The sequence below is a fragment of the Morganella morganii H1r genome, assembly GCF_000633515.1.
GTDB classification, from domain to species: Bacteria; Pseudomonadota; Gammaproteobacteria; order Enterobacterales; family Enterobacteriaceae; genus Morganella; species Morganella morganii_B.
Genome location: NZ_AYMP01000020.1, coordinates 26,430 through 46,061 on the forward strand (window position 1 = coordinate 26,430; position 19,632 = coordinate 46,061).

Genomic DNA, 19,632 nt, shown 5'->3' on the forward strand with positions numbered 1-19,632 from the left:
TTCAGGTAAACAGGGCTATCAGCACCGGGGCAAACAGACTGAGGACAAAGCCGTGCACAATCGCGGCCGGGACAATCGACACACCGCCGCTGCGCTGCAATACCGGCAGGGTAAAGTCCATCGTGGTGGCACCGCCGAGGCCGAGTGCGGCAGCGCGGTGGCGGTTGATCAGCAGCGGGATCAGCATAATCGCGGCAATCTCCCGCGCCAGGTCGTTAAAGAAGCCGACACTGCCGAGCACCGGGCCGAAAGCGTCGGTCAGCAGAATACCGGACAGCGAATACCAGCCGAAGCCGGAGGAGAGCGCCATCCCGGTTTTAACCGGCAGCCCGGCAATCAGTGCCGCGAGTGCGCCGCCGAGCAGTGAGGTAACCACCACAATCAGCGAGACCAGCATACCACGGCGGTTGATCAGGATCTGGCGCAGTGTCATGCCGCTGTTGCGCAGCTGGATCCCGACGAGAAACAGCAGGAAGATCAGCGCGTATTCACTGGCGGCACCGGCAAAGGCGAGAAACGGCCAGCCGAATAACCCGGTGGCAAAGCCAACCAGCAGCACACCACACAGTTGCAGGGATTCCAGCACCATATGCAGGCGGGAAGGCGGTTTTTGCTGTTTGTGAGCCGGCATCTGCCACGGGTATTTTTTACCGTATAAAAACAGTCCGGCGAGGTTACAGCCCAGCACCATCACGGAAAAGGTCAGCGTGTACTGCACTATCACCAGCAGATTTGCTCCGAGGTTTTCCACCAGCGCCAGGCTTATCCCCATCAGAAACAGAATCACGTACACCATCGCGCTCAGACTGCGGCCGATGATTTTTTTCAGTGCCGTGCTGCTGACCGGGATGAGATAACCCGCAATAAGCGGGGCGAGAATAATTAATAACCCTGAATACATGTGTGTCGTTTCCGTAAAATAATACTGCCTTTACTTATGTTCGTGTCAGTCTCTGGTTAAAAAGCAGACGATTATAGCGGCATTCTCACCAGAATTGCTACGTATCCCTCTGTTTTTGTGTTTAGTATAAGTCAAAACCGTTTTTATTTATTACATTGTGATAATACTTTATTGTGATCATTAGTGTGACAGTATTGTCATAAAACAGGCGGTATCCGGCAAACAGTGAGGGAACTATGATTCTGGAAAGAGTGGAAATTCTGGGTTTTCGCGGTATTAACCGCCTGTCATTACCACTGACCGGCAATACGGTTCTGATCGGTGAAAACGCCTGGGGGAAATCCAGCCTGCTGGATGCCCTGACGCTGACGCTGTCACCGCAGGCGCTGAATGCGAAATTTGTCCTGAGTGATTTTTATCACGCTGCCGACAGCGAAGCCGGGCCTGTCCGCCATCTGCAGATTGTCCTGACATTCCGTGAAACCCGGCCCGGACGCTCCCGCTCCCGCCGTTTCCGTGAACTGGCGCCGCTGTGGCGCACCAACGGGGATGAGTATCTGCGGATCAACTACCGTGTCAGCGCGGATCTGGCGGATGACAACACCATTACCAGTCAGCGCACCTTTCTGGATGAGGCGGGCGAGCCGCTGCTGCCGGCGGAAACCGATAAGTTTATCAGCGAAATTATCCGCCTCTATCCGGTACTGCGTCTGCGCGATGCCCGCTTTATGCGCGGTCTGAAAAAAAATGTGCCCGATTGTGAGGAAGAGGAATATGATCTCCGCACACAAACGGAGACCTTCAACAACCGGATGGCGGATCTGACCCGTGCCCTGGTGAGCAACCCGCAGACACTCTCCAATGATGATTTGCAGGATGGCCTTGAGGCCATGAAACAGCTGCTCAGCCACTACTTTGCCGAGCAGGGGGAGTATCTGCTCGATCGCCGCAAAGCCAAACGGCTGAATATCGAACCGCGCCAGCGGGCGTGGCAGGCGCTGGAAGGGATTAACCGTGTGGTGGCCGGCCCCAATCAGCGCAATGTGCGGCTGATTATCCTCGGCATGTTTGCCGCGCTGCTCCAGTCCAACAGCGGTCTGAAGCTCGACCCCTATGCCCGTCCGATCATTATCGTTGAAGACCCGGAAACCCGCCTGCATCCGATCATGTTGTCGGTGGCGTGGGGTCTGCTCAATCTGTTTTCCTTACAGCGTATTACCACCACCAATTCCGGCGAATTGCTCTCACTGGTACCGATTCATGATATCTGCCGCCTGGTGCGGGAATCCACCCGTGTTGCCGCTTACCGGCTGGGAGAAAATCATCTGTCGCCGGAAGAGCTGCGGCGTATCTCATTCCACATCCGCTTTAACCGCCCGTCCGCATTGTTTGCCCGCTGCTGGCTGCTGGTGGAGGGAGAGACGGAAATCTGGCTGATGAACGACCTGGCAAAACAGTGCAATTATTTCTTTGAGACAGAGGGCATCAAGGTGATTGAGTTTGCCCAGTGCGGTCTTAAACCTTTGTTAAAGTTTGCCAACAAAATGGGTATAGAATGGCATACGCTGGTTGACGGCGACGAAGCCGGTAAGAAATACGCAGCTACCGCCGCTCATTTCTCATCGGGGCTCAATGATGTCGAGCAGGACAGACTGACCCGTCTGCCCGCGCCGGATATGGAGCACTTTTTATATCGCGAGGGGTTCAGCCGCCTGTATCACCAGGTCGCGGATATTCCGGAAAATATAAAAATGCCGGCCCGCCGGGTCATAACCAAAGCGATTCACCGCACCTCAAAACCGGATCTGGCGATTGCGATTGCCAACAATGCGGCGAGCCGGGGTGTGGATTCTATCCCGCTGTTGCTGCGCCGGATGTTCTCCCGCGTGGCATGGCTCGCCAGAGGGCGCGCTAACTGAGGAACAAGGTGTTAATGAAAGCAGTTTCAACGAAAAAAATAGTGACCGCCGGCATTCTGATTATTCTGATCGCCGGCGGTTTCTGGTTCTTCACCCGCGAAGACGCGCCGGTCAGCTATATGACAGCGGATGTGCAGCGCGGCACACTCGAAAAGAAAGTGATGGCCACCGGCAAGCTGGATGCACTGCAGAAAGTGGATGTCGGTGCGCAGGTCAACGGACAGTTGCAGACCCTGAATGTCAAAGAGGGAGACTTTGTTAAGAAAGGGGATCTGCTGGCGGTTATCGACCCGGTCAAAGCACAGAACGTGGTGATTGAGGCTGAGCAGACGGTCAGTGAAATCAAAGCACGGCTGAAGCAGGCAGAGGCGGAGTATGCCTTTGCACAGGCGACCTATCAGCGGCGGCTGGCACTGGCAAAAACACAGGTTATCTCAAAACAGGATGTGGATGAGGCGCGGCGCAATATGGATGTGCAGCGTGCGGCGATTGACACCTACAAAGCCCAGGTGGCACGTAATCAGGCCACACTCGATACCGCCCGCAATGATTTGCAGTACACCAATATCCGTGCGCCGATGGACGGCGTGGTGACGGAGCTGAAAACCTTACAGGGCCAGACAGTGATTGCCATGCAGCAGGCGCCGACCATCCTTTCCCTGGCGGATCTCGATACCATGCTGGTGAATGCGGAAGTCTCCGAGGCAGATGTGGTGTATCTGAAACCCGGCCAGAAAGCCACGTTCAGCGTGCTGGGCGCGCCGGACAAATCCTTCAGCGGTGTGATCACCGATATTCTGCCGAAACCGCAGAAAATCAATGACGCTATTTTCTATTATGCCCGTTTTGAAGTCCCGAACCCGCAGCATGTGCTGAAACTGGACATGACCGCCCAGGTCACTATCGCGCTGGAAAACCGTGAAAATGTGCTGAAAATCCCGCTGGCGGCACTGGGTAAAGAGATTTCCCCGACCGAATACGAAGTGCAGGTGCTGGTGAATGGTCAGCCGGAAACCCGTCAGGTGACACTCGGCACCCGTAATGATGTGGAGGCTGAGGTGACAAAAGGCCTGACGGAGCATGAGAAAGTGGTGACCGGGATTGATGACGGCACAGCAGGATAATTCATGAGCGCATTATTAGAATTGCGGAATATTTACCGCCGTTATCCTTCCGGTGACAGCAGTGTCACGGTGCTGGATGATGTCTCGCTGACTATCAGTGCCGGGGAAATGGTGGCGATTATCGGTCAGTCCGGTTCCGGTAAATCCACGCTGATGAATATCCTCGGCTGCCTGGACACGCCGAGCGGCGGGCACTATTTTGTTGCCGGGAAAAACACAGCAGAGCTGAGCGGTGATGAACTGGCAGCGCTGCGCCGTGAACATTTCGGCTTTATTTTCCAGCGTTACCATCTGTTATCCCATCTCAGTGCTGAGCAAAATGTGGAAATGCCCGCTATCTATGCCGGACTGAGTGCCCGTGAGCGCCGTGAACGGGCCACAGCGCTGTTGCAGCGCCTGGGTCTGGGGGAGCGGCTGATTTACCGGCCGGGACAGCTCTCCGGCGGACAGCAGCAGCGTGTCAGTATCGCCCGCGCCCTGATGAACGGCGGGGAAGTGATCCTCGCGGATGAACCGACAGGCGCACTCGACAGCCAGTCGGGCAAAGAGGTGATGGCTATTCTGCGCCAGCTCTGTGATGCAGGGCATACGGTGATTATCGTCACCCATGACCCGTCTATTGCCGCACAGGCGGCGCGGATCATTGAAATCAAAGACGGACATATCCTCAGCGACAGCGGATCAGTCATTAATCCGCAGGCGAAAGCCCTGGCCGCGAAACCACCGCTGAAAAGCAGTGCGTTCAGCCGCTTCATAGGCCGCTTTAATGAAGCGCTGCTGATGGCCTGGCGGGCCATGGTGGTCAACAAGATGCGGACACTGCTCACCATGCTGGGCATTATTATCGGGATTGCCTCCGTGGTGACCATTCTGGTGATCGGGGATGCCGCCAAAGCGCTGGTGCTGTCGGATATCAAATCCATCGGCACCAACACCATTTTTGTCTATCCCGGCAAAGACTTCGGCAGTGATCCGGGGCAGGATCAGCAATCCCTGAAACCCGGCGATGTGGATGTGATCCGCCAGCAGCCGTATGTCTATGCGGCGTCAGCGGAAATAGAGAACGGCGCGCGTCTGCGCAGAGGCAATCTCGACTCCGCAGCCCGTGTCACCGGGATCGGGCCGGACTTTTTCACCGTGTATGACATGCGTTTCGGTGAAGGGCGGGCGTTCTCTCCGGAGATGTATGAACGCCGTTCTCAGGTTGTCATCATCGATATGAATACCAAACGCAAGCTCTTTCCGCATCAGAATAATGTGGTCGGGGAAATGCTGCTGGTGGGCAACATGCCTGCAACGGTGGTCGGTGTGATTGCAGATCGCAAATCTATGTTCGGTAACTCGAAAACCTTACAGGTCTGGATGCCGTACACCACCCTGACCGGGCGGCTGATGCAGCGCAACTATCTGGATATGATCTCCGTGCGTATCCGTGACGGTTACAACACCAAAAATGCGGAAGAACAGCTGGTGCGGCTGATGACGCTGCGCCACGGCAAAAAAGATACCTTCACCTACAACCTCGACAGCATTGTGAAAACCGTGGATAAAACCACGACCACCATGCAGCTCTTCCTGACCCTGGTGGCGGTGATTTCGCTGGTGGTGGGCGGTATCGGGGTGATGAACATCATGCTGGTCAGTGTGACGGAACGTACCCGTGAAATCGGCATCCGTATGGCGGTCGGTGCGCGGGCGGGAGATGTCATGCAGCAGTTTCTGATTGAGGCGGTGCTGGTGTGTCTGATGGGCGGGGCTATCGGTCTGGGGCTTTCTTATTCCATTGCCTTTGCCGCCAAAATGGCACTGCCGGACTGGGAATTTGTCTTCCGCCCTGCGGCAATTATCAGCGCAGTGCTCTGTTCGACCGCGATCGGGATCGTCTTCGGCTTTCTGCCTGCCAGAAATGCGGCTAAACTTGATCCTATTGATGCACTGGCGCGGGAATAGCCGCGCACAGTCTGAAAATACGAATACGTCGCGGAATGACGATTGACATTACCGCGACGATCCGCATAATTTTGTTAAATACCGTGTTACGGCGCTGTGGTGTCGTCATCTTCAGTAACCGGAATAATCACACTGACGTGATGCCCTTTTGGTCCCTGAATGGTGTCATAATTCACTTTCTGACCCGCCTTCAGCGTGCGGTAGCCGTCCATCTGAATCGTCGAATAGTGTACAAAAATATCGTCGCCACCATCCGACGGGCAGATAAACCCGAAACCCTTGGCGTTGTTGAACCACTTAACAGTACCTGTTTCCATACTGTTACAACCCTCATCTGTCAAACGATTGAAAAATGCTGCACAATGCACCATATGATCCATAATACTCAGTAACGAGGTATCAGTAGTATATGGATATATTGGTTACGTTGTACATTATTTATACTCTATTGAATTAGAGGGCAACGTCAAGCCTTTGTTTACAGCAACACTGTATTGACCTGTAAAGTCTGATACAGATAACGCTGAGTATTGATACGCCTGATCAGGCGTTCGTTTTCTATAACCGGAATAGCAATGAGTCACTATCAATCTGAATCACAAACGGATGTCACACTCAGGGAAAAAGCGCTGCAGAAGATACAGCCACCGTCAATGTACAAGGTGGTTTTGAACAACGACGACTATACCCCTATGGACTTTGTGGTTGAAGTTTTGCAAAAGTTCTTTTCTTATAATGTTGATCGTGCGACGCAGATTATGCTCGATATCCATTATCAGGGAAAAGGGATCTGCGGGGTATTTACCGCTGAAATCGCTGAAATGAAAACAACACTGGTCAACACGTACGCGAAAGACAACGATCATCCGTTGCTGTGTACACTCGAGAAGGTATAAGAATACACTTTGTTTCTCTGAATGGAGGTGCCTATGCTCAATCAAGAATTAGAGCTCAGTCTGAATATCGCCTTTGCCAAAGCAAGGGACAACCGGCATGAATTTATGACCGTAGAGCACCTGCTGCTGGCGTTATTAGGTAACAAATCAGCCCGTGAGGCGCTGGAAGCCTGCCGCGTTAACCTGGCCATTCTGCGCCAGGAACTTGAGCATTTTATTGAACAGACCACACCGCTGCTGCCGGAGGGTGATGATCGCGAAACCCAGCCGACACTCAGTTTCCAGCGCGTGTTACAGCGTGCGGTCTTCCATGTTCAGTCATCCGGACGCAATGAAGTCAACGGTGCGAATGTGCTGGTGGCCATTTTCAGCGAGCAGGAGTCCCAGGGGGCTTATCTGCTGCGCAAGCATGATGTCAGCCGTCTGGATATTGTGAATTTCATCTCTCACGGCACCACCAAAGGTGAGGATGAAAACGAGAGCGGTCCGTCCTTTGATGAACCGTCACAGTCTGCCGCCGAAGAGAGTACCGGCGGCGAGGACAGCCTGGATAATTTCACCACCAACCTTAATGACCTGGCACGCAAAGGCCAGATTGATCCGCTGATTGGCCGTCAGGCGGAGCTGGAGCGCACCATTCAGGTGCTGTGCCGCCGCCGTAAGAATAACCCGCTGTTTGTCGGGGAATCCGGGGTCGGTAAAACCGCGATTGCGGAAGGGCTCGCCTGGCGTATCGAACAGGATGATGTGCCGGAAGTGATCAAAGGCTATACCATTTTTTCTCTGGATATCGGCTCACTGCTGGCCGGTACCAAATACCGCGGTGATTTCGAGAAGCGTTTTAAAGCGCTGCTGAAAGTGCTGGAAAAAAACGAGAAAAGCATTTTGTTTATTGATGAAATTCACACCATCATTGGTGCCGGTGCGGCATCCGGTGGTCAGGTGGATGCGGCAAACCTGATTAAACCGTTATTATCTAACGGGAAAATCCGGGTGATAGGCTCTACGACCTATCAGGAATTCAGCAATATCTTTGACAAAGATAAAGCGCTGACCCGCCGTTTCCAGAAAATTGATATCAATGAACCGACTGCCGATGAAACCGTGCGCATCATTAACGGCCTGAAAGCCAAATATGAGGCACACCATGATGTGCGTTATACCGCAAAAGCCATTCAGGCAGCCGTGGATCTGTCGGTGAAATACATCACTGACCGTCATCTGCCGGATAAAGCGATTGATGTTATCGATGAGGCCGGGGCAAGAACCCGTCTGATGCCGCTGAGCCGCCGCAAGAAAACCATCGGTGTCGGCGAAATTGAGGCGATTGTGGCGCGGATCGCGCGTATCCCGGAAAAAACCGTGTCCAGCAGTGATAAAGATCTGCTGCGTAACCTCGACAGCCGCCTGAAAATGCTGGTCTTCGGCCAGGATCCGGCGATTGACGCCCTGACGGAATCCATCAAAATGAGCCGTGCGGGTCTGGGGAATGAGCAGAAGCCGATAGGTGCCTTCCTGCTGGCAGGGCCGACCGGGGTCGGGAAAACCGAAGTCACTGTGCAGCTGTCCAAAGCAATGGGGATCAAACTGCTGCGTTTTGATATGTCCGAGTACATGGAGCGTCACACCGTCAGTCGTCTGATTGGTGCGCCTCCGGGCTATGTCGGGTTTGATCAGGGCGGGCTGCTGACGGATGCGGTTATCAAACATCCGTATTCAGTGGTTCTGCTGGATGAAATCGAAAAAGCGCACCCGGATGTTTTTAACCTGTTACTGCAGGTGATGGATAACGGGACGCTGACCGATAATAACGGGCGCAAAGCGGATTTCCGTAATGTGATCCTGGTGATGACCACCAACGCCGGTGTGCGTGAAACCCAGCGTAAATCCATCGGGTTTACCGAGCAGGACAACAGCACTGACGCGATGGCGGAAATCAAACGGGTGTTCACACCGGAGTTCCGTAACCGTCTGGACGGCATTGTCTGGTTTAATGCCCTGTCGCAGCCGATTATCGCCCAGGTGGTCGACAAATTTATTGTTGAACTCCAGGCGCAGCTGGATGCGAAAGGCGTTTCCATTGAAGTGTCTGCCCGTGCCCGCACATGGCTGGCAGAAAAAGGCTATGACCCGGCAATGGGCGCACGTCCGATGGCCCGTGTGATTCAGGATAAACTGAAAAAACCGCTGGCGAACGAATTACTGTTCGGTGAGCTGGTGAACGGCGGTTCGGTGATTATCGATCTTGATAAGAAGAAAGATGAACTGACTTACCGTTTCAGTGCCCTGAAAGAGAAATCCGGTGACCCGGTAGCCTGATGAAAACGATCACCACAGGACACGCACGTCAGTGCGTTGCCTGTGGTGTCTTTTTATGAGGCGTGGCCTGCAGGGATCAGCGGCTACGGAAGACGATACGGCCTTTGCTCAGGTCATATGGGGTCAGTTCTACTGTAACCTTGTCGCCTGTCAGGATGCGGATATAGTTTTTACGCATTTTACCGGAGATATGTGCAGTCACAACGTGTCCGTTTTCCAGTTCCACACGGAACATCGTGTTCGGCAGTGTATCTAACACAGTGCCTTGCATTTCAATATTGTCTTCTTTGGCCATCTAATCCTCTAATGTTAATAACCAGTATTTTCAAACCGCAAGATAATGCCGAAAAACCGGGATTATGTAAAGGAATGATATTTTTTAAGCGCCGTATCTGAAACATAAAACGGGCTGAAACATACCATTTCCTGTTGGTTTACAGCGATTTTATAAAAAAGGCGGCAGCTGTGACGGCACCGGACGTGCTAATGTCTGCGGTTGCCAGCATGACTGCGGTAAATGATTATCGCGCAGCTGATAAAGCTGACGGATAAACGTCCGCCGCGGAATTTCCCGCGCACCCAGGGATTCGGTGTAATGATTCAGTATCTGACAATCAAACATTGCGCCGCCGTGGCCGGTAAAGTGGGTGAAAAATGTCATAAAAGCGATTTTTGACCCGTTGCTGACACGGCTGAACATTGATTCCCCGCAGAACAGTGACCCCGTGTTCAGGCCGTACAGCCCGCCGACCAGCGCGTCATCATCCCACACTTCGGCGGAATGAGCACGTCCTGCCTGATGCAGCCGGATATACGCGGCAACAATATCGTCCCCTATCCAGGTGCCCTCATCCCGCTCGGTACAGGCCCTGATGACCTGTTCAAAGGCATGATTAAGTGTCACCCGGTAAGGGTGTTTTTTCAGAATTTTGTGCAGTGAACGGCTGACATGTACCTCAGCCGGGTATAATACCGCCCGCGGATCCGGTGACCACCACAGAATGGGTTCGCCGGGGGAATACCAGGGGAAAATACCTTCCCGGTAGGCAAGCAGCAACCGGGCCGGGCAGAGATCCCCGCCGGTCGCCAGCAGTCCGTCCGGGTCGGTCAGCGCGTGTTCAACCGGCGGAAAGAGAAGTTCCTCATCCAGCTGATAAAACGGCATCGGATCCTCCGCTCATGACCGGCATACGGTTCACAAACTGATAATAACGGCCTCTGCGGGCCAGCAGCGCATCGTGAGAGCCTTGTTCGGCTATCTGCCCGCCATCCATCACGCACAGCGTGTCCATGTGTTCCAGGCCCTGTAAACGGTGGGTGATGATAAGCATGGTCCGGTCACGGCCGATATCCCGCAGCAGGGCGAGAATATGCTGTTCGGTATCCGCATCCAGCCCTTCTGTCGGCTCATCGAGCAGCAGGAACGGCGCATTGTGCAGCAGGGCGCGGGCGATGCCGAGACGGCGCTGTTCACCGCCGGAGAGCAGACGACCGCCTTCGCCGATCCAGGCATTCAGCCCCTGGTCGTTATCCAGCAGATTTTCCAGCCCGACCTGAGCCAGTACCGCATTAAGCTGCGCATCGGTTGCGTCGTTATTCCCGATCCGCAGATTGCCGCGCAGTGTGTTATTGAACACATGAATACGTTGCGGAACCACTGCCATCAGTGACCGGAGGGTGCTTTCATCATAAGCGGCAACCGGCTGATCATTCAGGCGGATTTCACCTTCACTGACATCCCACGCCCGGGTCAGCAGCTGCAATAAGGTGGATTTCCCGCAGCCGGTTTTTCCCAGCAGGGCGAGATGCTCACCGGCACGCAGTGTCAGGGAGATATTTTTCAGCACCGGCAGCGGTTGTCCCGGATAGGTAAACCCGACACCGCTGAGGCTGACACTGACCTGTGCGGATGCCGCCGGACCACTGGCCGGGAAAGCAACTTCCGGTTTGGTGTCCACTATCTGCGATACACGCTCTGCGGAGGTCATCACCTGGCCGAGATGCTGGAAAGCCACCGCCACCGGGCCTAATGCTTCAAATGCTGCCAGGGCGCAGAAGACAAACAGGGCGATAATGGCACCGCTCTCACGGTACGGCCAGCTGACCCCGGAAGCCATCCACAGCATCAGCGCAACGGCAAACCCGGTCGCCAGAATAATAATCGCCTGGGAAAGCCCGGTCAGCCCGGCCTGGCGCTGCTGCTGTATCAGCCAGCGCTGCTCTGTTTCTGCCAGCTGGGAGCGGAAACGGGACTGCGCACCAAAAATAGTCAGTTCTGCCTGTCCCTGCAATGCGCTGGTCAGCAGGGTGCGGTATTGCGCCCGCAGTGTGGTCAGCTGTACGCCGATGGGCTTACCGGTGTAATAGAACACCACCGGCAGGGCAAACAGCAGGAAGGTCATAAACCCGCCCAGCGCATACGCAAGTGTCAGATCCAGAAAACCGAGCCCGAAGGTCAGAACCGCAATTACCACCAGCGCGGCGGCGATCGGTGAAATCACCCGCAGATAGAGGTGATCCAGTGTTTCCACATCCCCGACCAGGCGGTTGAGCAGTTCTCCCTGACGGAAGCGGGCAATACCGCCCGGTGTCAGCGGCAGGATTTTCTCAAAGGCAAACACCCGCAGATGTTTCAGCACACGGAAGGTCGCGCTGTGACTGACCAGCCGCTCAGCATAGCGTCCGGCGGTGCGGGATATAGCGGCACCGCGCACCCCGGCGGCAGGCAGCATATAGTTAAAAAAGGCAATGCCCGGCACACCGGCAATGGCGGTACCGGCGAGGAACCAGCCGGACAGCGTCAGCAGCCCGATACTGGCGAGCAGGGTGGCAATCGCCAGCAGGATCCCGAGCGTCAGTAAAAACCAGTGGCGGCGGTAGAGGGCTAAAAACGGCAGTAAAACACGCATGATTACAGATCCCCCGTCCGGTGTGACAGCAGCTGTGCAAAGGCACCCTGCTGCTGTTGCAGAGCAGCATAGCTGCCCTGTTCAATAATCAGACCTTTATCCATCACCCAGACCTCATCGTAGTCACGGGTTTCTTCCAGCAGGTGCGTCACCAGCAGGGTGGTTTGCTGATGTGCCGCCTCATTCAGGGCATGCATCACACGCTCTTCACTGTGGGCATCCAGGCTGGCGGACGGCTCATCCAGCAGCAGCAGATGGCACGGATTGAGCAGGGCGCGTGCCACCGCAATCCGCTGTGCCTGGCCGACAGAAAGCCGTGCGGCATTATCGCCGACCACGGTATTGACCCCGTCAGGCAGCGAATCAATAAAGTCGGTCACATAGGCTTTTTCCATCACCGCCGTAATTTCCTCAGAAGAGGCATCCGGGCGGCTCAGGCGGATATTGTCCAGAATGGTCTGTTCCGGCAGATGCGGGTTTTGACCCACCCAGCTCAGCTGTGCCCGCCAGCTTTCCGGACTGATATCGCGCAGCTCCTGCTGATTGATCCGGATACTGCCTTCATACGGCAGAAAACCCAGCAGCAGATTGAGCAGTGAGCTTTTCCCGGCACCGCTCTGACCGACAAGCGCGATACGCTGCCCGGCATTCAGGGTGAAATTCAGCGGCCCGGCCAGTTTTTCCCCTGACGGGGCAAAAATCACCAGATCGGTTGCGGTGACGGCAATTTGCTCTGCCGCTGCCAGCGGTTCTGTGCCCGGCAGTTCGTCATCATTGTTCTCTGCGGATAACAGCGTAAACAGGGATTCCGCTGCCCCCACCGCCTGGGCTTTGGCGTGGTAATAAGTCCCCAGGTCGCGCAGCGGCTGGAAAAACTCCGGCGCGAGGATCAGGGCAATAAACCCGGCAAACAGTGTGACACCCATGCCGTAGCTGCCGAAATTCAGTTCACCGAGATAGGAAAAACCAAAATAGACTGCGACGACGGCAATCGAGATCGCGGCGAAAAATTCCAGCACAGCGGAGGAGAGGAACGCCATGCGCAGCACTTCCATGGTACGTGAGCGGAAATCCTCGGTGGCATCATCAATCTGTTTCACTTCCTCACGACCACGGTGGAAGAAGCGGATGGTTTCCAGCCCGCGCAGACGGTCGAGAAAATCACCGCTCAGACGGCTTAATGCCAGGAAGTTACGGCGGTTGGCATCAGCGGCACCCAGGCCGACCAGCGCCATAAAAACCGGTATCAGCGGCGCTGTCACCAGCAGAATCAGGGCTGCCGTCCAGTTGATCGGGAACAGGGTGATCAGAATCATCAGCGGAATAGTGGCGGACAGGGTCATCTGCGGCAGATAGCGGGAATAGTAATCCTGCATATCATCAATCTGCTCGAGAATAATCGTCGCCCAGCTGCCTGCCGGTTTACCTTTCACCCGCACCGGGCCGAGCTGTTCCAGTTTATCCAGCACGGTCCGGCGGATATCCAGTCTCACCACCTGCCCGCAGATAAACCCGACCCGTTCGCGGATCGCAGCGACAACCGCGCGGGCAATAAACAGTATGACCAGTACAGTGAACGGGGTGAGGAGCTGTTCGCGGGGCGTATGCTCCATAATGAGGGACTGAAGGAGAACAGCGAGGCACCAGGCCTGGCCGATAATCAGTAAACCGCTGAGCACACCCAGCAACATCGAGAGGCGCAACCATCGCCGTGCCGGTGCCGCCTGAAGTTTTAACCAGCGGACGAGTTCTGACTGTCTTGATTTATCCATTTTTTCTGTATGCAGGTGATAAGTAAAAATTTGGCTGAAATCAGCAGGATAATGCCATGGTACACGAAAAGGCGCTACAGATATAGCGCCCTGAAAATGCTGGATTATTTGTTGTCTGCAAGGCTGTCGAGATAGCGCTCGGCATCCAGTGCGGCCATGCAGCCGGTTCCCGCAGACGTGATCGCCTGACGGTAGATATGATCCATCACATCCCCGGCGGCAAACACACCCGGAACGGATGTCTGGGTTGCATTGCCGTGCGTGCCGGACTGAACACGGATATAGCCGTTTTCCAGATCCAGATGCCCCTCAAAAATACCGGTATTCGGGCTGTGGCCGATGGCGATAAAGCAGCCCATCACCGGCAGCTCTTCGGTTGCGTCACTTTGGGTGTCACGCAGACGGACCGCGGTCACACCCATCTGATCGCCGAGTACTTCATCCAGTGTGCGGTCAGTGTGCAGAATGATATTGCCGTTCTGAACTTTATCCATCAGACGGTTGATAAGGATTTTTTCAGCGCGGAAGCTGTCACGGCGGTGGATCAGATGCACTTCTGATGCGATATTGGAGAGATACAGCGCTTCTTCCACAGCGGTATTACCGCCGCCGACGACCGCGACTTTCTGGTTGCGGTAGAAAAAGCCGTCACAGGTGGCACAGGCGGACACACCACGGCCTTTGAAAGCGTCTTCTGACGGCAGGCCGATATAACGGGCTGATGCGCCGGTGGCGATAATCAGTGCGTCGCAGGTATAGGTATTTTCGCCGGTCAGGGTAAACGGGCGTTTGCTGAAATCCACTTTCGTAATGTAGTCATTAACGATTTCAGTCTCAAATTTTTCAGCGTGTGCCTGCATACGTTCCATCAGACCCGGCCCGGTCAGACCTTCCGGGTCTCCCGGCCAGTTTTCCACGTCAGTGGTGGTGGTTAACTGACCACCGACTTCCACCCCGGTAATCAGCACCGGGTTTAAATTCGCCCGTGCCGCATAAACCGCAGCGGTATATCCGGCAGGGCCGGAACCCAGAATAATTAATTTACTGTGTCGGGTTGCGTTCATGAACACCTCATTAACAGAATGGCAAAAAAGCGTGTACAGGATTGTAGGAGAAACCAAGGGGTAAAAAAAGGAATAAAAACGGCAGAGCACAAAATTGAAATGAGCCGGAAATGAGTCAGTTTTCAGGCGATTGTACGAGAAAGTGATTATTCAGAAGATTCCTAAGTTGTTTGAATATCACACCAAAAGCGCGTCCTGTTTGTCAGCGAAACGTTTTTCTGCCATTTTCTTCAACAGGTTGTTCTGATTTTTGTTCATTTGCTTTGACAATCGGCTGCGCATTTGCGAAAACATCTGTGTAAGAGATTTTTATCCGTCAGGTTAATACCTCCTGTTATACAGGTGATGTGTTTGTCCTGCTGACGAAGCATGGTAATTTCAGCTTACGATGAGAGCGATAATAATCTGAATGTTCCGGTAAACTGGCGCCGGTTGCGTATTTTTATAATCAGAAATGCAAAGAATTGGCCTGAAAACATGTTTTCCGATACTGATTTTGTTTTGTCAGGCAAGGAAAGTGTTATGGGTGTGGGAAAATAGTAAATAAGAGAGATAACGAGATGATTGATAACAAAAAGCGTCCGGGTAAAGATCTTGACAGAATTGACAGGAATATTCTTAACGAATTGCAGAAAGATGGCCGTATCTCCAACGTCGAACTCTCCAAGCGTGTGGGCCTGTCCCCGACTCCGTGTCTGGAACGTGTGCGCCGTTTAGAGCGTCAGGGCTTTATCACCGGGTACACCGCACTGCTGAATCCGCACTATCTGGATGCCTCCCTGCTGGTATTCGTGGAAATTACCCTTAACCGCGGGGCACCGGATGTGTTTGAACAGTTCAACACTGCCGTGCAGAAGCTGGAAGAGATTCAGGAATGTCACCTGGTTTCCGGTGATTTTGACTACCTGTTGAAAACTCGTGTGCCGGACATGTCTGCTTACCGCAAACTGCTGGGTGAAACTCTTCTGCGTCTGCCGGGCGTGAACGACACCCGTACTTACGTGGTGATGGAAGAGGTCAAACAAAGTAACCGTCTGGTCATCAAGACCCGTTAATTTGTTTCCTGCGTCATGTGCAAAACGGGATAAATCAGGTACACTCCTGTTTATGCATACAGTTTCAACGCTGAGCTACCCTCAGCGTTGTTCCGTTTTACTGACAGGAAAAAACCGGACGTTGCGTCAGGAAATGACATGAGCCAGGAATATACCGAAGACAAACACATTAAATTCAGAAGAATCAGCAGCGGGCGCCGGTTGCTGGAAGCCATCCTTATTGTGATCGGGTTGTGCGCCGTCTTTCTGCTGGTTGCGCTTTTATCGTTTAATCCGTCAGACCCGAGCTGGTCCCAGACCAACTGGCATGAGCCGGTGAAAAATCTGGCCGGCAGTATCGGCGCCTGGTTTGCGGATATTCTCTTTTCCGCCTTTGGCATACTGGCTTACACCGTTCCCCCGCTGATGATTCTGGGGTGCTGGTCCGCCTTCCGCAGTAATGAAAATAAAGATTACGTAGACTTTTTCTCACTCTCGATGCGTATCATCGGGGGACTGACACTTATCCTCTCATCCTGCGCTCTTGCATCCCTGAATGTGGATGACATGCAGAACTTTGCTGCGGGCGGGGTGATCGGCAGTTTATTCAGCTCGGCACTGATGCCGTGGTTTAATGCGCTGGGTGCGACTCTCGCGCTGCTCAGTCTGTGGGCTATCGGCCTGATGCTGCTGACCGGCTGGTCGTGGATTACCATTGCCGAAAAAACCGGCGCGGCCGTGCTTTCGCCGATTACTTTCCTCACCAATCACTCCCGTGACCGTTATGACGATCAGTATTACGACGAACGTGAATATGACGACGAGGGCGGGTATTACGACGATGAAGAAACGGATACGCAGGCCGGGCACAGCAGCATACCGCAGACAGCTGCTGCCGCAGCGGTACTGACTGCTGTTGTCCCGGGCAGTGAAGCGCAGACTCAGACAGCACAGTATCGTGAATACGATGATGCGGACGATGTGCTGTTATCCGCACCGAATGCGGCGGAACTGGCACAACAGGCACATTATGAGAGTCCGGCGGATAACAGCGATCCGTTGCTGACCCCGGTACATAATCTCTCAGTATCTCCGGAAACCGCCGCTGAAGCGGTGGTGCCTGCGGTACCGCAAATTGCCGCACAGGAGCAGACAGTACAGGAACATACTGCCCCGGTGGCGGACGAACCTGAACATTACCGTTTTGATGTTCCGGATGCTTACCGGACAACGCTTGATCTGAATGCCCCGATCAGTGTGCCGGATATTCAGCCTGAACCTGAACCGGCAGCGCCGCAACGGGAAAATCCGTTTGCGGGAAGTGGCCGCACGGAACCGGTCTTTACGTTCGATTTGCCTGATTTACCGGATACCGGTGATAACGGCAGCGCACATCTGAGCTCTGCAGCGGCAGCAACCGCAGCAGCGGCTTTCGGTACGGCACAGGTTAAACAGGGACTCGGGCCTGAACTGCCGCGCCCGAATCCGGTACGCCTCCCGACACGGCGCGAGCTTTACGGTATCCGCATTCCGTCTCAGCGCGACGCGGAACTTGAGCGTCTGCGCCGTGAGCAGGATGAATTTGCGCAGCAGCATCAGCCGGAACAACCGGCAGCACAGTCAGAGCCGGATGAAGACGACGTATTACAGGCGCGTCTGCGTGATGAATTTATGACACAGCAGCGTGACCGCTACGGTAATGATGCGGACATATCTCCGGCGGCAGAACCGGAGGCAGCGACAGAACCGGAAATCATCACCGGCACATCTTCCGCCTTTATCCCGGCGGCATCGGCTTATCAGGCGCCGGTCAGTCATCACTCCTTTGCATCTGCACCGGCGGCGGATATTCATCCTGCGGCAGAAGAAGGGGATGAAGAGGAGCGGGAATCTCAGCGTCTTCAGGCGCAGTTTATGCAGATGCAGCAACAGCGCTACAACGGACAGGCTGACGCGATTTTATCTGATCTGGCCGAACTGAAAGCCTTCTCTCCGGTGGAGGATCTGGTGGATCCGGAACCGGCAGAGCCGCTGTTTATCCCGACACCGGTCACCGCCCCTGTCGCAGAACCGGCGCCGGTACAGTACGCTGAGCCTGTTGCCGCACCACCGCAGAATGCGGCACCGGTCACTTCACAGGAAGCTCAGTTACAAAAACAGATGGAAGAGAGCCTGTTCCATCCGTTTCTGGTCCGTAATGATCAGCCGCTGCCGAAATCAACCACGCCGATGCCGTCTCTGGATCTGCTGGCCTCACCGCCGGATACCATCGAGCCGGTGGATGAATTCGCTATGGAACAGACCGCCCGTCTGATTGAAGCGCGCCTGAATGACTTCCGCATCAAAGCCCGTGTGGTCGGCTATGAACCGGGGCCGGTGATCACCCGTTTTGAGCTGGATCTGGCCCCCGGCGTGAAAGCCTCGCGCATTTCTAACCTGTCCCGTGACCTGGCGCGTTCACTCTCCACGGTTGCGGTGCGCGTAGTGGAAGTTATCCCGGGCAAGCCGTATGTGGGGCTCGAACTGCCGAACGAAAAACGTCAGACCGTCTATCTGCGTGAAGTGCTGGACTGTGACGAATTCCGCGATACGCCATCACCGCTCTCGGTGGTGCTGGGGAAAGATATCTCCGGTCAGCCGGTGGTAGCGGATCTGGGTAAAATGCCGCATCTGCTGGTGGCCGGTACAACGGGCTCAGGGAAATCAGTCGGCGTCAACGCCATGATTATCAGTATCCTGTATAAAGCGAAGCCGGAAGAGGTCCGCTTTATCATGATCGACCCGAAAATGCTGGAACTCTCGGTTTATGAAGGTATTCCGCACTTGCTGACTCAGGTGGTGACCGACATGAAAGACGCCGCCAATGCCCTCGGCTGGTGTGTGGCGGAAATGGAACGGCGCTATAAACTTATGTCCGCACTCGGGGTGCGTAACCTCGCGGGATATAACGAAAAAATCCTGATGGCGGAATCCATGGGACGGCCGATTCCGGATCCGTTCTGGAAACCGACCGACAGCATGGAAATAACGCACCCGGTTCTGAAAAAAGAGCCGTATATTGTGGTCATGGTGGATGAATTTGCTGACCTGATGATGACCGCCGGTAAAAAAGTGGAAGAGCACATCGCCCGTCTGGCACAGAAAGCCCGTGCGGCGGGGATCCACCTTGTGCTGGCGACACAGCGTCCGTCAGTGGATGTGATCACCGGCCTGATTAAAGCCAACATCCCGACCCGTATCGCCTTTACGGTATCCAGTAAGATTGACTCCCGGACTATTCTCGACCAGGGCGGCGCGGAATCGCTGCTGGGGAACGGGGACATGCTCTATCTGCCGCAGGGTGCCAATGCGCCGCTGCGTGTTCACGGCGCGTTTGTCCGTGACCAGGAAGTCCATGATGTGGTCAATGACTGGAAAGCGCGCGGTCGTCCGGAATATATCGATAACATCACCCGTGGTGGTGAGGACGGCGAAGGCGGCAGTTCTGTCAGCGGGGAAGATCTGGATCCGCTGTTCGATCAGGCGGTACAATTCGTCACAGAAAAACAGCGTGTGTCGATTTCCGGTGTCCAGCGTCAGTTCCGTATCGGTTATAACCGCGCGGCGCGGATCGTGGAAGAAATGGAAGAACAAGGCATTGTCAGCGAACCGGGCCATAACGGCAACCGCGAAGTGCTGGCGCCGTCCTCAAATAACTTTTAATGACGCCGCTGCCTGCAAAGGCGGCGTCTGATTTATCCGAAC

At 54.6% G+C, this 19,632-nt stretch carries 14 protein-coding genes; 7 read left to right on the plus strand and 7 right to left on the minus strand.

The genetic code is table 11. The features are described 5' to 3' along the window. Position 1: 1 nt before the first annotated feature. On the minus strand, positions 2–901 hold the full coding sequence (locus U868_RS0112745; protein WP_025153633.1) for a lysine exporter LysO family protein: 900 nt from the start codon (positions 899–901) through the stop codon (positions 2–4). A 236-nt stretch (positions 902–1,137) separates the two neighbouring features. On the opposite strand from U868_RS0112745, the gene U868_RS0112750 reads away from it, so the two are divergent. The 3 genes from U868_RS0112750 to macB are packed head-to-tail and all read left to right on the plus strand — an operon-like array spanning position 1,138 to position 5,894. After that, positions 1,138–2,820, plus strand: coding sequence for an ATP-dependent nuclease (locus U868_RS0112750; protein ID WP_025153634.1), 1,683 nt, complete (start codon positions 1,138–1,140; stop codon positions 2,818–2,820). Positions 2,821–2,834: 14 nt separating this feature from the next. Then, on the plus strand, positions 2,835–3,944 hold the full coding sequence (gene macA / locus U868_RS0112755; protein WP_025153635.1) for a macrolide transporter subunit MacA: 1,110 nt from the start codon (positions 2,835–2,837) through the stop codon (positions 3,942–3,944). Positions 3,945–3,947: 3 nt separating this feature from the next. Continuing rightward, positions 3,948–5,894 (plus strand): macrolide ABC transporter ATP-binding protein/permease MacB, encoded by a 1,947-nt coding sequence (gene macB / locus U868_RS0112760; protein WP_025153636.1) that lies wholly within the window; start codon positions 3,948–3,950, stop codon positions 5,892–5,894. An 86-nt stretch (positions 5,895–5,980) separates the two neighbouring features. Here the strand turns inward: macB and cspD are convergent, their stop codons facing one another. Beyond that, the gene (cspD, locus tag U868_RS0112765) at positions 5,981–6,211 is read right to left on the minus strand and encodes a cold shock domain-containing protein CspD (RefSeq protein WP_004235798.1); all 231 of its coding nucleotides are present in this window, start codon (positions 6,209–6,211) and stop codon (positions 5,981–5,983) included. Positions 6,212–6,469: 258 nt separating this feature from the next. On the opposite strand from cspD, the gene clpS reads away from it, so the two are divergent. Next, positions 6,470–6,790: an ATP-dependent Clp protease adapter ClpS gene (clpS, locus tag U868_RS0112770; protein WP_015422570.1), complete on the plus strand. Its 321-nt coding sequence runs from the start codon at positions 6,470–6,472 to the stop codon at positions 6,788–6,790. A 33-nt stretch (positions 6,791–6,823) separates the two neighbouring features. Beyond that, the gene (clpA, locus tag U868_RS0112775) at positions 6,824–9,109 is read left to right on the plus strand and encodes an ATP-dependent Clp protease ATP-binding subunit ClpA (RefSeq protein WP_025153637.1); all 2,286 of its coding nucleotides are present in this window, start codon (positions 6,824–6,826) and stop codon (positions 9,107–9,109) included. A gap of 76 nt (positions 9,110–9,185) precedes the next feature. Here the strand turns inward: clpA and infA are convergent, their stop codons facing one another. From infA to trxB, 5 genes are all read right to left on the minus strand, one after another. Continuing rightward, positions 9,186–9,404 (minus strand): translation initiation factor IF-1, encoded by a 219-nt coding sequence (gene infA, locus U868_RS0112780; RefSeq protein ID WP_002211347.1) that lies wholly within the window; start codon positions 9,402–9,404, stop codon positions 9,186–9,188. 150 nt (positions 9,405–9,554) lie between these two features. Continuing rightward, the gene (gene aat, locus U868_RS0112785; protein ID WP_025153638.1) at positions 9,555–10,274 is read right to left on the minus strand and encodes a leucyl/phenylalanyl-tRNA--protein transferase; all 720 of its coding nucleotides are present in this window, start codon (positions 10,272–10,274) and stop codon (positions 9,555–9,557) included. Next, on the minus strand, positions 10,252–12,018 hold the full coding sequence (cydC, locus tag U868_RS0112790) for a heme ABC transporter ATP-binding protein/permease CydC (protein ID WP_025153639.1): 1,767 nt from the start codon (positions 12,016–12,018) through the stop codon (positions 10,252–10,254). The genes aat and cydC overlap by 23 nt, the downstream gene beginning before the upstream one ends. Positions 12,019–12,020: 2 nt before the next feature. Continuing rightward, positions 12,021–13,790, minus strand: coding sequence for a heme ABC transporter permease/ATP-binding protein CydD (gene cydD, locus U868_RS0112795; protein ID WP_025153640.1), 1,770 nt, complete (start codon positions 13,788–13,790; stop codon positions 12,021–12,023). A 104-nt stretch (positions 13,791–13,894) separates the two neighbouring features. Continuing rightward, complete coding sequence (gene trxB, locus U868_RS0112800; protein ID WP_025153641.1) at positions 13,895–14,854, minus strand: thioredoxin-disulfide reductase; 960 nt, start codon at positions 14,852–14,854, stop codon at positions 13,895–13,897. Positions 14,855–15,414: 560 nt separating this feature from the next. Here trxB and lrp point away from each other — a divergent pair. After that, positions 15,415–15,909 carry a leucine-responsive transcriptional regulator Lrp gene (gene lrp / locus U868_RS0112815; RefSeq protein ID WP_004235807.1) on the plus strand — a complete coding sequence of 165 codons (495 nt, stop codon included), beginning with the start codon at positions 15,415–15,417 and terminating at the stop codon, positions 15,907–15,909. A gap of 138 nt (positions 15,910–16,047) precedes the next feature. Continuing rightward, positions 16,048–19,590: a DNA translocase FtsK gene (locus U868_RS0112820; RefSeq protein WP_025153642.1), complete on the plus strand. Its 3,543-nt coding sequence runs from the start codon at positions 16,048–16,050 to the stop codon at positions 19,588–19,590. The last annotated feature ends 42 nt before the right edge of the window (positions 19,591–19,632 follow it).

Coding starts and splice junctions, on each gene's coding strand:
- U868_RS0112745 (WP_025153633.1), bottom strand. CDS start 901: ATGTATTCAGGGTTATTAATTATTCTCGCCCCGCTTATTGCGGGTTAT.
- U868_RS0112750 (WP_025153634.1), top strand. CDS start 1,138: ATGATTCTGGAAAGAGTGGAAATTCTGGGTTTTCGCGGTATTAACCGC.
- macA (WP_025153635.1), top strand. CDS start 2,835: ATGAAAGCAGTTTCAACGAAAAAAATAGTGACCGCCGGCATTCTGATT.
- macB (WP_025153636.1), top strand. CDS start 3,948: ATGAGCGCATTATTAGAATTGCGGAATATTTACCGCCGTTATCCTTCC.
- cspD (WP_004235798.1), bottom strand. CDS start 6,211: ATGGAAACAGGTACTGTTAAGTGGTTCAACAACGCCAAGGGTTTCGGG.
- clpS (WP_015422570.1), top strand. CDS start 6,470: ATGAGTCACTATCAATCTGAATCACAAACGGATGTCACACTCAGGGAA.
- clpA (WP_025153637.1), top strand. CDS start 6,824: ATGCTCAATCAAGAATTAGAGCTCAGTCTGAATATCGCCTTTGCCAAA.
- infA (WP_002211347.1), bottom strand. CDS start 9,404: ATGGCCAAAGAAGACAATATTGAAATGCAAGGCACTGTGTTAGATACA.
- aat (WP_025153638.1), bottom strand. CDS start 10,274: ATGCCGTTTTATCAGCTGGATGAGGAACTTCTCTTTCCGCCGGTTGAA.
- cydC (WP_025153639.1), bottom strand. CDS start 12,018: ATGCGTGTTTTACTGCCGTTTTTAGCCCTCTACCGCCGCCACTGGTTT.
- cydD (WP_025153640.1), bottom strand. CDS start 13,790: ATGGATAAATCAAGACAGTCAGAACTCGTCCGCTGGTTAAAACTTCAG.
- trxB (WP_025153641.1), bottom strand. CDS start 14,854: ATGAACGCAACCCGACACAGTAAATTAATTATTCTGGGTTCCGGCCCT.
- lrp (WP_004235807.1), top strand. CDS start 15,415: ATGATTGATAACAAAAAGCGTCCGGGTAAAGATCTTGACAGAATTGAC.
- U868_RS0112820 (WP_025153642.1), top strand. CDS start 16,048: ATGAGCCAGGAATATACCGAAGACAAACACATTAAATTCAGAAGAATC.